Raw genomic sequence first — 13909 nt, 5'->3', positions numbered from 1 at the left:
TTCTGAAGGTCATTCACGAGGCCGCGCCGCCCGAGAGCGTCGACTGGAGCCGGTAGACGCCGATGCGCCACTCGGCGGCGCTCTCGGTCCCGGCCCACAGCTCGGGAAGCTCGGAGTCGGGGCCGATCACACGGTCCAGGGCGAGGACGGCCAGCCGCCGCAGGTGCGTGGGCAGGGGCGGCAACCGCTCCTTGGTGCCGTAGACCGGATCGACCGGCTCGCCGCCGGGGCACTGGGCGGCGACGATCGCGGCCGCGGCGACGGCCACGTCGCCGGTGCGGGCGTTCAGCGGGCCCTCCTCGGTGACCGCGGCCTCCAGCGCCTCCTGGATGAGGAAGGCCCGCTGGTCTCCGGCCGCCGCGTCGACGTCGGAGGCGAAGTCCGCCGCGATGTCGTTGTCAAAGGGACCCGCGCCCCACGTGCCCATGGTCGTCTTCCTCCATCGTTCGGTTGGAGGGTAGTGGCATTCAGTGACATTCCGGGGCCGATTGGTGGGTCGGGCCGAGCAACAATCCGGGACATGGCGCGTCTTTATGGCATGGATCAAGAAGGCTCGACCGTGCTGGATCCACCCGGCGCCGAACCCGGCCCCGAACCCGGACCCGCGCTCGCCTACGCCCGCGCGTCGGTCGTGAACGCCTGCCGGTCGGTCATCCGGCGCCGCGTGGTGGCCCGGCGTTTCGGCGCGCACCACGAGCCGCCGATGTGGTCGGCCGAATCCGAGGCGCTCGTGAGCGAGGACCGCCGCCGCGTGATGGAGGCCGTGCAGCGGCTCCCGCGACGGCGGCGCGAGGTGCTCGTCATGCGCGCCGGGACGGTTCCTCGTGGCCGGCACGGCGCAGGGGAAGGGGGCGGCCGGCAACGGCGTGACCGTGCGGGACGCCGCCACGGGTGCGATCACCGCGACCGTCCCGCCGCCGAAGGGCGTCGTGGAATGGAGTGCCATCACCGCGACCAACGACCAGACGCTCTTCTACCTCGCGGGAGGGAAGCCCGGGCAGGCCGAGCACAAGCTCTATCGCCTGAGCCTCACCTCGGCGGGCCGCCTGAGAGGACTCGATCCGGTCAAGGGCGGCAAGAGCGACGGCCACATCCGTTACATCGCCGCCAGCCCGGACGGACGCCGCGTCGCGTACCCGGTGGACGCCGTGCGCAAGGGGGTCAGGGTGAAGATCGATCCGAAGACCCCCGTGCTGCCGATCGACCCGAGGAAGGAGCCTGTCCCCGACAAGGCCCCGTCCCTGTCACCCGAGGAAAAGGCGAGGTTGGGCAGCCCGTACGGGCCCGTTGAGATCGCGGTGGTGGACGTCGTCACCGGGCGCCGGGAGGTCTTCACGTCCACGGCCACGGGCCTGCTGGAGTCGCTGAGCTGGTCCGCGGACGGGCGTCGCCTCGCGTACTCGATCGGGGGCTCGCCCGACAGGGGCGGCATCTGGGTCCTGGACACCGGGGCGGGACACGATCTGCTGAAGGCCTCCCGCCGCGTGCCGGTCCAAGGCCTGCCGGTCTCGCCTGTGCTCGGCGCGGACGGCACGAAGCTGTACGTGATCGTGGCCCAGGGCAAGCCGTCGTGGACGCGCGTCATCGAGGTCGACGCCGCGACGGGGCGGCAATTGCGCGTCCTCCGCGAGCAGAAGTACGTGGACAACGACTGGAACAGCACCTGGATGTTCACCCAGCTCGACCGTGATGCGACCGGCCGCTATCTGATGGCCGTCTCCCGCGGGTATGCCCACCGCGTCGATCTCTCCACCGGGCGGACCTCGCGGATCCCGTTCTCCGGCGGAGTCGAGCCGTACTCGTTCGCCTGGTAGCACTCGGTCTCAGGGGGCTTCCGCTGCGAGTGCCATGGCAGCGGAAGCTCTTCGGGGCAGTGGTCTCAGCGGATTCAGTGTGCTTTGCGGATGATGTCGCGGATGCGGTCGACCATCGCGACGAGGGGCCCGGCGAGCAGGTTCTTGGTGGCGCTCTCGGTACCGGGGTGCGGGTGGGTGGGGGCCGTGGCCTCGGCGGCCTTGACGGCGGCGGCGAGCGCCGCGAGCTGCGTCTCGCCGAACTCGTCGCGGATCCGGAAGAACTCGTACCGCTCCTCGGCACGGGCGTGGGTGAGCACCGCGATGCGCAGCACGTCGAGCTCGGCGTCGAAGCGCGGGTCGTCCGTGCCCATCGCCTCCAGCGCGGCGAGCTGCTCCTTGGCCTCGCGCTCCTCGGTCAGCCGGTCGTCGATGATGCCCTCGCCGCCGGGCAGCGACCTGCGCGCGGCCGGATGCACGATCTCCTCTTCGGCGGTCTCGTGGACGGCCAGCAACCGCACGAGACGTCCGAACGCGTCGCGGCGGGCGTCGCCGTCACTCGCCGCCACCTCGTCGAAGAGCTCCCGGATCTGGCTGTGCTGCTTGATCAGCACGTCCACGACATCGGTCTTCGTCGGTGCCGCCGGCATGTCAGCCCTCCTCCTCCCGGACGCGGATCTCCCGGAGGCTCTCGACCGGGTGCGGCCCCTCGGTCTGGAGCCGGTACTCCTCGCCGAACCGCTCGCGATGCAGGTCGATGATCCGTTCGGTCGGCGGCTTCTCGCCGCCGTGGATCTGCTCCTGCATCGTCTCGAACCGCTCGTGGGCCTCGCGCACGTACCCGGCGCCGAGCGTGTTGAGGTCGATCTGCGTGGCCAGCAGGTTGCGCAGGAGCTCCTTGTTGGGCTCGAACGTGACCGGTGGCGGGAGCTCGGCCGCCAGCACGCTCTCGGGGTCGCGGCCGTCGTGGCGGCGCATGAGGTCGCAGGCCAGGCGGAGGTGTTCGAGTTCCATGTTGAGGTGGAGTTCCCAGATGGCCTTCACCTTGGGGTCGGTCTCGGTCTCCATGAACGAGTGGTACAGGTAGCACTCGTTGTATTCGTGGTTGACCAGTCGTTCCCACCAGGTCTCACCCGGGTCGACCAGGGATTCGTAGTGGGTGACGTGCTCCTCTTCGATGAGCCCGATCTCCTGGTAGAGCTGACGGGCGATCGGCTCCATGTACATCGGGCCGACGTTCATGTAGAAGTTCATCGTCTGCTGTTCCGCGGACATGATCGTCAGCGCGTGCAGCTTGGAGATCGGCTCGGTCTTGCTCCGGTCGTACGGGTCGCGGAGGTTGTCGGCGGGGTGCCGGTGCTCGACCAGCGTCGGCCGTCCCGGCATGATCTCGGTGAGGTCGCCGACGATCTTCTCGGCCTTGCGGTGCTCCAGGATCTCGTAGAGGTTGGCGTACCGGTACAGGTGGTCGAAGTCCTCCAGCACGCCGAACTCGTACGCCTGCTTCAGGTAGGGGTCCGGCTCCATCCGCGACACCCACGCGGTGAGGTCGACGGCGACCTGCTCGTAGGAGATCGTCGTCTCCAGGACGGAGGCCTGGCCGGGCAGCAGCCAGTTGACGACCTTCTGCTGTTGCTGCTCGATGAGGCGAACCTCGGCCAGTTGCCGCTTGACGTCGGGGTCGGGGCAGATGCGGTTGAAGTGGTGGCTGAAGAAGATCGCCTCCACCTCGATGCCGTTCATCGTGATGATCCGGCACTTGGTGTACGGATCGCTCCGATCCGGGTCGACGGGGTCGACGTTGAGCTCCCGCCAGTTGCGGACCTGACGGTCCAGGGGGATTCCACGATGTTCCAGTGGATTGAAGGACATGCGGCTCTCCTTTCGCGGCGCCCCGGGTCATGTCCCGGGGCGAAGAGCGAGTCCGCCCTACCCCTCGATCCCCGCCGCAAGCGCGTCGGGTTTGCCGGATTCTTGACGGGCTGGTCAGCCCGTCGAGATGGCGAGAACACCGTGCGGCGACGTGGCGATATCCGCGTTCAGGGGCGGCTGTTGTCAGACCACGCTGCCCAGAGCGCGGCGTAGCGGCCGCCGGCGTGGACCAGGTCGGAATGCGTGCCGGTCTCGACGACGCGGCCCTTGTCGAGGACCACGACGCGGTCGGCTTCGGCGGCCTGCGTGAGGCGGTGGGCGACGATGAGGGCGGTGCGGCCCTCGATGGCGGCCGCGGCGGCGGCTTCGAGGGTGCGGGCCCCGGCGCTGCCCGCCTCGGCGGTCGCCTCGTCCAGGACCACGACCGGCGGGTCGGCCAGGACGAGGCGGGCGAGCGCGAGCTGCTGCGCCTGCGCGGCGGTGAGGCGATGCCCGCTCTCTCCCACGACGGTGCCGAGGCCGCCGGGCAGCGCCTCGACCCACGACGAGGCCCCGACCTGGTCGAGCGCGGCGAGGAGCTCGTCGTCGGCGGCCCCGGGCCGGGGCAGGCGCAGGTCGTCGGCGAGGGTTCCGGCGAAGACGTGCACCTCCTGGGTGACCAGGGCCACGGTGCGGCCGGTCGTGGCGGGACCGGCGTCGCAGACGCTGATCGTGCCGCGATCCGGATGGTGGATGCCCGCGATGAGCTTGGCGAGGGTGGTCTTGCCCGCGCCGCTCGCGCCGACGAGCGCGACGCGTTCCTTGGCGGCGATGTCGAGGGTGACGTCGCTCAGAACGGGGTGGCCCGGGCGGTAGGCGTACTCGACCCCGGAGATCTGGACGGACGCGTCGTCCGGGCGGTCGCCGGACGCGGCCCGCGGCGGCGCCAGGTCCGCGACGCCGACGAGACGGGCGAGCCCCGCGGTCGCCGCCTGCGCGTCGTCGACGAGCCCGAGGGCGATGTTGATCGGCGTGAAGAGGCTGTGGAAGTAGAGCGCGGCGGCGCTGGCCGTTCCGATGCTGACGCTCCCGTCGCGGACCAGCAGGAAACCGGCCACCAGGACGGCGGACAGCCCCACGAGCTCGGCGAGGTTGAGGCGCGAGTAGAACCGCGTCACTAGCCGCATGCCGCGCAGCGCCAGATCGACGGCGTTGCTGGACAAGGCGGCGACCTGCTTCACGTGGTCGTCGGCCAGCCGGAACGCGCGGACGGTCGACGCTCCGCCGATGGTGCCCAGCAGTTGTTGCTGCTGGTCGCCCACGGCGACGCGCTGCGCCGCGTACAGCGGGACCGCCCGCCGCACGTACCAACGCACGGTCCACGCCTGGATGGGGACTGCCAGCAGCGCCACGAGTAGGAACCGCCAGTCGAGGATGGCCAGCGCCACCAGGGTGAGGCCGAGCGTCAGGACCGAACGCGCCAGCGCGGGCAGCGCGTCCCGGAAGACATTGGTGATCACCGAGACGTCGTTGGTGACGCGGGACGTGAGGTCGCCGGACCCGGCTCGTTCGACGCGTTCGAGCGGGAGCCCCAGGGCGCGTTCCACGAAGAGCTCGCGCAGCGACGCCAGCATGCCCTCGCCGACCCGGGCGACGAGGATGACGCCGAGCGAGGTCGCGACGCCCTGGACGGCGGCGATGACCGCCAGCCACGTGACCGGCGTCGTGATCGCGCTCGCCGGGTGCCCATCGGCCACCAGGTCGATGATGTGCCCGAGGACGGGCGCGGTCAGCAGCCCGATGCCGGTCGCGGCCCCCAGCACGAGGAAGCCCGCCCAGGCCGTGCCCCGATGCGGCCGCGCGAGCTCCCGCAGCGCGGAACGGGTCCGCGCGGCGGTCGCCGTCGGCAGCAGCTCCCGCCCATCGCCGCCAGCGCCAGCGCCCGAGCCGGGTTCGGCGTCCGCGTGCCGGTCGGTCGCGTGGAGGAGCGGCTGGGCCTTGTCGTCGTTCGTCATGCGCTCTCCTTCAGGCCAGGACCGTGGCGCGGTAGGCGTCGTCGCCGTGCACGAGATCGGCGTGGGTTCCCTCGGCGACGGCGGTGCCGTCCGCGACGTGCACCACCCGGTCGGCCGCCGCGAGGAGGGCGGGGCTCGTGGCCACGATGATCGTCGTAAGTCCGGTGCGAGATTCGCGAAGGCCCGCCGCGATCCGCGCCTCGGTGACCGCGTCCACGGCCGTGGTCGGATCGTGCAGGACCAGCACGGGCGCGGCCACGGCGAGCGCGCGCGCCAGGGCGACGCGCTGGCGCTGCCCGCCGGAGAGCGAACGGCCCCGTTCGGTCAGCGTCGTCTCGGGTCCCTGGGGGAGGGTGTCGGCGACCTCGTCGGCCGACGCGGCGGACATCGCCCGTTCGATCCCGTCCGGGGCGGCCGCGGCCCCGACGTTCGCCAGCAGCGTCCCCTCGAAGAGATCGGCGTCGTGCTCGGCGACCAGCACGGCGGCACGGATCGCGGCGGGGTCGAGCTCGGAGAAGGGAAGGCCGTCGAGTTCGATCACCCCGGCGTCGGGGTCGGCCGCCCGGCCGAGCACCCGCAGCAGCGCGGTGGCGACGGCGGGTTCGGCCACGACGCCGAGCATCTCGCCTGGCGCGGCCACCAGGCTCAGATCGTTCAACGCTCCGTACGAGACGTTCCTCAGCCGCACCTCGCCCCTGACCTGCGGCGGCAGATCACCCGTTCCGTCGGCGACCGCCGGGGGAGTGGCGAGTACGGCGGAGATGCGCGCGGCGGAGGCACGGGCCTGGGCCAGCTCGCCGTTCGCCCACGCGAGGATCGACAGCGGGGTCAGCAGGAACTGCGCGAGGCCCACCGCGGCGACCAGCTGTCCCACCGTGATGTCGCCCGAGGCCGCGAGCCGGCCGCCCACGAGGGCGACGACGGCGATGAAGACGCCGGTCAGGGCGAGCATGCCGCCGTCGTGCCAGGCCTGGGCCCGGGCCGCGCGCAGGGTCGCGGCCAGCGAGTCGCGGCTCGTCCGCCGGTAGCGTCCCACGGCCGTGGACTCCGCGCCGAGCCCCTTGAGCACGCGCAGGCCCGCGATCAGATCGGCGGCGACGCCCGACGCGTGCGCGGCGCGTTCCTGCTCGGTGCCGCTGCGGCGTTCCAGCGGCCGTCCCAGCAGGTGGGCCAGCAGCAGCACCGGAGGAATCCCCAGCAGCACGACCAGCCCGAGCGGCACCGACACCCACAGCAGCGCGAACCCGCCGGCGACGAGACCGCCGAGCGCCGCGACACCGGCTGTCAGCGCGAGGTGGACCGCGCCGACCCGCTTGGCGTCACCGCTGGCGATGTTGACCAGCTCGCCGGGCAGCCGGCCGTCCTCGGCGCCGCCCCGGGCATGCAGGACCCGTTCGGTCAGCTCGATCCGCAGCCCGTGCGCGGCCTGCTCCGACGCGCGTTCGGCGGCGCGGAAACTGAACCGGTAGCTGAACGACAGCACGGCGAAGACCACCGCGAGCACCGCCACCCACCGGACCAGCGCCCCGCCGTCCCCGGTCGCCACCGCCCTGTCGATGACCACGCCGATCACCACGGGCACCATCGCCTCGCCCGCCTGGTGCCCCGAGGCCAGCAGCGCCCCGCGCGCCGTGTGCCGCCACTGACCGATGATCGCGCGCTTCAGCACGTCGGACACTCCGGCTCCTCCGGTCATTCGTTCACACAGCAGGTGGGGCAGGCGTCGGCGCCGGGCAACGTCACCCACAGGCAGCAGGTCCGCCGTCGCAGCGAGGGCAGCTCCATCAGCCCGGCGACCGGCCCGCCGACCGCTTTCACCAGGCCGGCCGCCGCGTCGGCGCCCATTCCGAGCATGTCGAACGGCTCGGTCAGCGCCTCGGCGACCGACCCCCACAGCCCTCGCCGCCCGGTCCGTGTCAGGGCGTGCAGCGCCTCGATCACGGGCGCGTGCAGATCGTCGATCAGGGTGTCGCGCACGACCGTGCCCAGTTCGTCCGGCCCGCCGGAAACGACCCGCGCCTCGTTCAGCCCGACGAGCATGAACGGCTCGTCCGCCAGCGGCAGCACCGCCGTGCTCTCCGCCGTCATCAGCGGAACGCGGCCATGCAGCGCCCAGCCCACGACGACCGGGAGGGCCGTCCAGTAGGCGAACCCCTTCCACCACAAGGCGGCAGCGACGTGCGGGGGAGCCGACCACCGTGCCGCGGCCTGCTCCACCATCGCGCCAAGGGCGTCGTGGGGAGACCGGGCCAGCTCGGCACCCGAAGACCAGCCGTCCCCGGCCCGCAGCCCGGGAGCCAGGCCCAACGTGATTCCGGCCTCCTCGGCGCCCCGAAGCACCTCCAAGACCGGCTCCAGCGCCACCCCGGACGACGTCGCCTCCACCCACACCTCCACGAAATAAGGCAAGCCTAACTTAACTTGCCCAAGCAAGATCCGCGGTGCGGCGGGGTGATCAGTCTTCGGAGATGACGATCACGTGGTCGTCGGCACCGAGCTCCAGCGGTGGGCTCTTGGCAGGGTTGAGAACGACTCCGTAGTCGGAGGGCTCGTGGAAACGTTCTTGCAACCGGTAGCCGATCGCGGTCTCGTCACGGCGGCGGGCGGCCTCGATCACGGTGGCGAAGTTCGCGGTGACGCCCGGGCGGACGTAGTCGGGCGCGGGCTTGAGGTAGATCTCCGAACCGGCAGGGTCGAGGAGGTCGGCGAAGACGTCGAACAGGTGCCGGTTCTCGCTGAGCTGCGTGAGCATCAGGCTGATCAGCTTGTCGCTGACCACGAAGTCGTCGGCCTTGGTGACCTGGGCGATCTCCCGGTTGGCGTCGTCGTGGATCTCGCTGACGATGGAGTACGGATCGCCCAGGCTCTCTTCGAGGTCCCGCAGGTGCAGCAGGGTGACCAGGGTGCGGGCGTCGGCGTGCTGGTCCTCGTATCCCGCGTCGCCCAGCACGATGATGTGCTGGTAGGCCCCCACGTCGAGGGTTTCGAGCTGGTTGCGGTCGGTGGGGTCGCACCGGGTGAACGCGACCGTGAGGTTCGTGAGGGCGCCGAGGGTCTCCCGCGGATCGGGACGTTGCGCGGCGATCGTCAGGCCGGAACGGGGCTCGGTGAACTCGTCCAGCAGGTTGATGATCGCCGGGGCGCGGTGGTTCCAGCCGAGCAGCAGCGTGCGCCCGCGGGTGACCGGCCGGGACGTCGCGGTGGTGATCGCCCGTTCGACGATCTCCGGACGGTCGCCGCCGAGCCTGATGAGCAGGTCGTCCTCCGCGAGCAGGACGATCTCGTCGTCGGCGCGGATCACGGTGTCCGGCGGCGGATTGACCTGGACGGCGCCGTCCGCGCCGCGCAGCCCGACCGGGATGCCCAGCTCGTACGCGTTCAGCGCGTCCCCGTAGGTGATCCCCGCCAGGCTGGGCTCGGGCCGCATGTAGAACTCATGACCCCGGTAGTTGAGGAGGTCGGTGTAGACCTGCGACAGCCCGGACTGGCGGTGCGACTGCACGATGAGCTGGATGGCGATGTCGTCGGCGTCGATGACCTGCGCTTCGGGCCCGCCGGCGAGCCGGGCGGCGCGAAGGTTGGCGGAGTCGTGGACGGCCGCCACCACGTGGGGCCGCGCGCCGTCCCAGGCCCGCCCGCCCAGCGAGAGCAGCACCTTGATGACGTGGTTGTCGGCGTCCTCGACCGGCGGGGCGAGCACCACGATGGACCGCGCCGTATCCGGGCTGACCAGGTCGAGGTCGGCGACCTTGAGGGGATTGCCGTGCCGGCAGACGACGCGGGTGCGGTTGGTGTCGCCCACCCGCGCCCGGATGGCGTCCTCCATGTCGACCTTGTCGAGGTCGGCGAGGATCGCGACGCACGACCGGCGCTTGCTCTGGTTGGCCTCGGCCAGCTCCGCGATGACGGTGAAGACCTGCTCGGACCAGCCGAGCACCACGGTGTGGTCGTGCTCGATGATCCGCGACCGTCCCTTGCGCAGCTCGTCGATCTTGTTCTCGAGCCCGGTGGTGAGAACACCGATCAGCGCGCTGACGATGAAGATCCCGCCGACGGTCGACACCAGCATCAGCGCGAGGAAGGGAGCCGTGCCCGTGTCGTCGCCCATCGTCCCCGGGTCGAGGGTGCGCAGCAGGCTCCGCCACAGGACGCCGGGCCAGTGGCCGTTCTCGCGGGAGTCCTTGGGGGCGAGCACCACGGCCAGCGAGGCGACCACCAGGATCAGCACGCCCGACGCCAGCCCCAGCCAGCCGATCAGCGCGGGGGTGCCCTTCGACATGGTGTTGTCGAACCAGTACCGGACGCGCTCGCGCCTGCCGATCCGAGCCAAGCGCCCTCCCGTGCCCGCACGGCCGCGCCGTCCCCGGCGGCCGCTCCTCACCCCGCAGAGATCTTAGGGCAGACCCTCCCGGACCCCGCCAGATCCGGTCACGAGGATCCAGCGGCCGGTGGTGATGGATTCTTTCGCCCCTCCGCTGGATCGCGCCCCGCGATGACCGATCATTGAGGGGTGCGAGCTCCGGAGCCCATCACCCTCTTCACCAGCGACGGCGTCCGCATCGACGCCGGTCACTTCCCCGGCGGGAGCGGGCTGTGCTTCGTCCTGGCACATGGATTCACCTGCACCTGGCGGCAACCCGAGCTGCGCCGGATCGCCCACGTGCTGAACCGGCGCGGCGGTGTGATCGGGCTGGACTTCCGCGGCCACGGGCGGTCCGCCGGCCGCTCCACGGTGGGCGACCGCGAGGTGCTCGACATCGAGGCCGCCGTCGCGGCGGCGCGGCGCCGGGGCTACGAGCGGGTCGTGGTGGCGGGCTTCTCGATGGGCGGCGCCGTCGCCATCCGCCACGCGGGCCTGCACGGCGGCATCGACGCGGTGGTCGCGGTCAGCGCCCCCGCCCGCTGGTACTACCGCGGAACGGTGCCGATGCGCCGCGTCCACTGGGCCATCGAACGGCGGACCGGACGGCTGGCGGTACGGCTCGCACGCGGCACGCGCGTGGCCGCGAACGGCTGGAACCCGGTGCCCGATGCGCCCCACGAGGTCGCCGGGCGCATCGCCCCCGCGCCGTTCCTGATCGTCCATGGCGACGCCGACGCGTTCCTCCCCCTGGAGCACGCCTACCAGCTGTACGAGGCGGCCCGGGAGCCGCGCGAGCTCTGGATCGAACCCGCCTTCGGCCACGCCGAGGTAGCGGTCACCCGGAACCTCATCGAGCGCATAGCCGACTGGAGCGCCACCAGCACCAACGGCCCCCACCCCTAGCCCCGCCCCCAGCAACCGGCGGTGCCCAGCGCAACCGGCGGTGCCCAGCCTTACAGTGGCCCCAGCGCTAACGGCCAGCGCCGGCGGCGGCTCCAGCTAGCCACGCCCAGCGCTACCCAGCGCTACCCAGCGCTGGGTAGCGCTAACTGGTGCTGCCCAGAGCTGGGCCGGGGTGCGGGCGGTGGTCAGGGGGTGGTGGGGAGCGGGGCTGCGGACATGGTCGCGGGTGGCGGGGTTGGGACGGGTTCGGGGGCGGCGGCGTGGCGGGTGCGTTCGGCCCAGCGGACGGCGGGGGCCATGGCGGAGCCCGCGGCCAGGAAGATGGCGCCGAGGACGAGCCAGCCGGGGGCGCCCCAGCCCATGATCAAAGTGGTGAGGAGGACGGGGCCCAGCATGCGGGCCAGGGGGACGCCCATGCCGAAGAAGCCCTGGTACTGGCCCTGCCGCCGGGCGGGGGCGAGACCGAAGCCGATCTCCCAGGCCCCGGCGGCGAGGAACATTTCGCCGGCCACCTGGAGCACGACGCCGGCCAGGAGGATGAGGGCGGTCGGCCACGCCGACGAGCCGTACGCGGAGAGGGCGAAGACCGCGCAGCACGCCAGCATGATCATGCCCGCCAGCCGGACGAACCTCGTGGCGCTCGCCAGGCCGGTCACGCCGCGGGCCACGCGGACCTGGAAGAGGACCACGCAGACCGTGTTGATCACGAGCATGGCGGCGACCGTCCAGCGGGGCGCGCCGGTGCGTTCGACGACCCAGAGCGGCATGACCAGGCTGAGCATCGGCATGTAGAGCAGCATCACCGTGTTGATCAGCGTCAGCAGGGCGTACGGGCGGTCGCGGAGCACGGCGAGCTTGGGCTCTCCGCTTTCGACGGGCGGCGCGGGCGGTAGGGCGGGCAGCCGGGTGAGGATGAGCCCGGTGACCAGGAAGGCGACGGCGTCCACGGCGAAGATGGCGAGGTAGGCGCCCTCGGTGTCGAACTGCAGCGCCAGACCGCCCAGGGCGGCGCCGATCGCCAGGCCCGCGTTGGCCGTGGACTGCAGGAAGGCGCGCGCCTCGGTCCGGCGGCCCGGCTCGACGAGGCCCGCGAGCAGCGCCTGGCGGGCGGCGCCGAGGCCGCTCTGGAAGCTCGCGTACAGGCAGGCGGCCAGCACGAAGGGCAGGAACGACCGGACGGTGAGGAACGCTCCCACGGAGCCGGGGGTCGCGAGGGCGAGCAGGATCGCCGTGCCGCGCGGGCCGCGGCGGTCGGCGAGGGCGCCGAGGGGGACGCCGGCGAACGAGCCGGCGGCCCAGGCGACCGTGAGGCCGAGGCCGATCTGGCCCGGCGACATCCCGACGACGCGGATGAAGAACAGCGCGGAGCAGACGAGGAACGCACCGTCGCCGAGCGAACCGGCCAGCTGCGCGGCCGCGAGAACGCGTGGTGCCCCGGCCGGGGGCACGAACCTGCTGGTGAACGCTTGCATGCCCCGACTATGGCAGGGACACTTGGCTCCTCATAAGCTCCAATCATCGTCGAACTGATTGGGCCAAGTTGGACCTCCACATCAGGCTTGAGGGGCGGGGTGACCTGGCCGCCCGCATCTACCGGCAGATCCTGGACGCGATCCTCGACGGCCTGCTGCGTCCAGGTGAACGTCTGCCGCCCACACGCGAACTGGCCGCGCGCCTCGACGTCTCCCGCAACACCGTCGCCGCGGCGTACGATCGATTGACGGCCGAGGGATTCCTTGAGGGCCGCGCCGGTGCCGGCACGTTCGTTCGGGGCGAGCCCCTCCGCCGACGTCGTAGGAAAAGGGCCGCAGGCGGCGTTCGGCCGAGGAGTCGCTGGGAGTCCCTGGCCGCGGTGCCCAACGACCGGAGCGAGTTCACGTTCGACTTCCGGCTGGGCATGCCCGACGCCACGTTGTTTCCCTTGGAAACCTGGCGGCGGCTGATCTCCCGGGAGCTGCGGCCTGCGTCGCTACGCTCAGCCGGGTACGGCGAGCCCGCGGGTCACCCCGCTCTGCGTGTGGCGATCGCACGCTCTGCCGGTCTGTCGCGTGGTATACGCGCCGAACCGGACGACGTCATCGTCACTCAAGGCGCCCAGCAGGCATTCGATCTCATCGGGCGTGTGCTCATCGAGCCAGGCGATTGCGTCGCCGTCGAAGAACCCGGCTATCCGCCCGCAAGGATTCTCTTCGAGTCCCTGGGAGCGCGCGTCGTCGGCATACCGGTGGACGATGAGGGGCTGGACGTCTCTGCGATCCCTAAGAATGCGCGACTCGTCTATGTGACGCCGTCGCATCAGTTCCCGTTGGGCACGCCAATGTCTCTGGCGCGGCGTACCGACCTGCTCGCCTGGGCCGAACGTAACGGTGAGGCGGTGATTGTCGAGGATGATTACGACAGTGAATTCCGGTTCTCCGACCGCCCGCTCGAACCCCTGCAAGGCCTCGACCGGACGGGCCGGGTCATCTATGTGGGCTCGTTCTCCAAGACACTGCTGCCATTGCTGAGGGTCGGCTTCATGGTCGCACCCGCGTCTCTCCAGCGCGCGCTTCGTACGGCCAAGCAGCTTTCCGACTGGCATGGCGAGCCCACTACCCAGGCCGCCTTGGCCCGTTTCATCGACGAAGGACTGCTGGCACGTCACATCCGTAAGGCCACCCGTGAGTACGCTGCCCGCCACGAAAAGATCCTCACCGCGCTTAACAACGACTTCTCTGAATGGCTGACACCCGTCCACTCCGCAGCCGGTCTCCACCTATGCGCGCGTCTTAAGCCGGGACGGGATCTCGACCTCCAACAACGGCTGGCAAACGCACGCCAGGCGGACGTGGCAGTGGAGTCACTCGCCGCCTACTGCACCAGTACTCCCGCTCAGCAAGGAGTCGTCATCGGCTACGGCGCCATACCTATCGACCGAGTAGAAGAAGGCTTGCGCCGCCTGCACACCCACCTCTGCGCCACCCAGCAGGCTGTCTGAATGAAGC

At 71.3% G+C, this 13909-nt stretch carries 12 protein-coding genes; 3 read left to right on the top strand and 9 right to left on the bottom strand.

What is annotated here, in order from left to right:
• Window positions 1-13: 13 nt before the first annotated feature.
• Together ACGFNU_RS16885 and ACGFNU_RS16880 are read right to left on the bottom strand one after the other, a co-directional pair.
• Window positions 14-427: a DUF4259 domain-containing protein gene (locus ACGFNU_RS16885; RefSeq protein WP_392594441.1), complete on the bottom strand. Its 414-nt coding sequence runs from the start codon at window positions 425-427 to the stop codon at window positions 14-16.
• A 185-nt stretch (window positions 428-612) separates the two neighbouring features.
• The gene (locus tag ACGFNU_RS16880) at window positions 613-804 is read right to left on the bottom strand and encodes a hypothetical protein (protein ID WP_392594439.1); all 192 of its coding nucleotides are present in this window, start codon (window positions 802-804) and stop codon (window positions 613-615) included.
• 20 nt (window positions 805-824) lie between these two features.
• Here ACGFNU_RS16880 and ACGFNU_RS16875 point away from each other — a divergent pair, with 20 nt between their 5' ends.
• On the top strand, window positions 825-1814 hold the full coding sequence (locus ACGFNU_RS16875) for a hypothetical protein (RefSeq protein ID WP_392594437.1): 990 nt from the start codon (window positions 825-827) through the stop codon (window positions 1812-1814).
• 74 nt (window positions 1815-1888) lie between these two features.
• Here the strand turns inward: ACGFNU_RS16875 and ACGFNU_RS16870 are convergent, their stop codons facing one another.
• The 6 genes from ACGFNU_RS16870 to ACGFNU_RS16845 all read right to left on the bottom strand — a co-directional run bounded on the left by ACGFNU_RS16870 (window position 1889) and on the right by ACGFNU_RS16845 (window position 9989).
• Window positions 1889-2443: a hemerythrin domain-containing protein gene (locus tag ACGFNU_RS16870; protein ID WP_392594435.1), complete on the bottom strand. Its 555-nt coding sequence runs from the start codon at window positions 2441-2443 to the stop codon at window positions 1889-1891.
• Between the two features lies 1 nt (window position 2444).
• Window positions 2445-3665 (bottom strand): hypothetical protein, encoded by a 1221-nt coding sequence (locus ACGFNU_RS16865; protein ID WP_392594433.1) that lies wholly within the window; start codon window positions 3663-3665, stop codon window positions 2445-2447.
• Between the two features lie 167 nt (window positions 3666-3832).
• Window positions 3833-5659, bottom strand: coding sequence for an ABC transporter ATP-binding protein (locus ACGFNU_RS16860; protein WP_392594431.1), 1827 nt, complete (start codon window positions 5657-5659; stop codon window positions 3833-3835).
• Between the two features lie 10 nt (window positions 5660-5669).
• A complete protein-coding gene (locus tag ACGFNU_RS16855; protein WP_392594429.1) occupies window positions 5670-7337 on the bottom strand; it encodes an ABC transporter ATP-binding protein in 1668 nt (555 codons plus the stop codon).
• 14 nt (window positions 7338-7351) lie between these two features.
• Window positions 7352-8044 (bottom strand): hypothetical protein, encoded by a 693-nt coding sequence (locus tag ACGFNU_RS16850; RefSeq protein ID WP_392594428.1) that lies wholly within the window; start codon window positions 8042-8044, stop codon window positions 7352-7354.
• 70 nt (window positions 8045-8114) lie between these two features.
• Window positions 8115-9989, bottom strand: a complete 1875-nt coding sequence (locus ACGFNU_RS16845; protein WP_392594426.1) for a potassium transporter TrkA — start codon at window positions 9987-9989, stop codon at window positions 8115-8117.
• Between the two features lie 180 nt (window positions 9990-10169).
• Here ACGFNU_RS16845 and ACGFNU_RS16840 point away from each other — a divergent pair, with 180 nt between their 5' ends.
• Window positions 10170-10925: an alpha/beta hydrolase gene (locus tag ACGFNU_RS16840; RefSeq protein ID WP_392594424.1), complete on the top strand. Its 756-nt coding sequence runs from the start codon at window positions 10170-10172 to the stop codon at window positions 10923-10925.
• A gap of 185 nt (window positions 10926-11110) precedes the next feature.
• On the opposite strand, the gene ACGFNU_RS16835 is transcribed toward ACGFNU_RS16840, so the two are convergent.
• Window positions 11111-12397 carry an MFS transporter gene (locus ACGFNU_RS16835; RefSeq protein WP_392594422.1) on the bottom strand — a complete coding sequence of 429 codons (1287 nt, stop codon included), beginning with the start codon at window positions 12395-12397 and terminating at the stop codon, window positions 11111-11113.
• 68 nt (window positions 12398-12465) lie between these two features.
• Here ACGFNU_RS16835 and ACGFNU_RS16830 point away from each other — a divergent pair, with 68 nt between their 5' ends.
• The gene (locus ACGFNU_RS16830) at window positions 12466-13902 is read left to right on the top strand and encodes a PLP-dependent aminotransferase family protein (RefSeq protein ID WP_392594421.1); all 1437 of its coding nucleotides are present in this window, start codon (window positions 12466-12468) and stop codon (window positions 13900-13902) included.
• The last annotated feature ends 7 nt before the right edge of the window (window positions 13903-13909 follow it).

The organism is Spirillospora sp. NPDC048911, from assembly GCF_043198015.1.
Lineage (GTDB): Bacteria > Actinomycetota > Actinomycetes > Streptosporangiales > Streptosporangiaceae > Spirillospora.
The sequence above is the reverse complement of the archived record's forward strand: the minus strand, read 5'-3'. Positions and strand labels throughout refer to the sequence as shown.

Bases quoted from the DNA above. Each gene is read 5' to 3' on its own strand.
- ACGFNU_RS16885 (WP_392594441.1), bottom strand. From the start codon at position 427: ATGGGCACGTGGGGCGCGGGTCCCTTTGACAACGACATCGCGGCGGAC.
- ACGFNU_RS16880 (WP_392594439.1), bottom strand. From the start codon at position 804: ATGACGAGCACCTCGCGCCGCCGTCGCGGGAGCCGCTGCACGGCCTCC.
- ACGFNU_RS16870 (WP_392594435.1), bottom strand. From the start codon at position 2,443: ATGCCGGCGGCACCGACGAAGACCGATGTCGTGGACGTGCTGATCAAG.
- ACGFNU_RS16865 (WP_392594433.1), bottom strand. From the start codon at position 3,665: ATGTCCTTCAATCCACTGGAACATCGTGGAATCCCCCTGGACCGTCAG.
- ACGFNU_RS16860 (WP_392594431.1), bottom strand. From the start codon at position 5,659: ATGACGAACGACGACAAGGCCCAGCCGCTCCTCCACGCGACCGACCGG.
- ACGFNU_RS16835 (WP_392594422.1), bottom strand. From the start codon at position 12,397: ATGCAAGCGTTCACCAGCAGGTTCGTGCCCCCGGCCGGGGCACCACGC.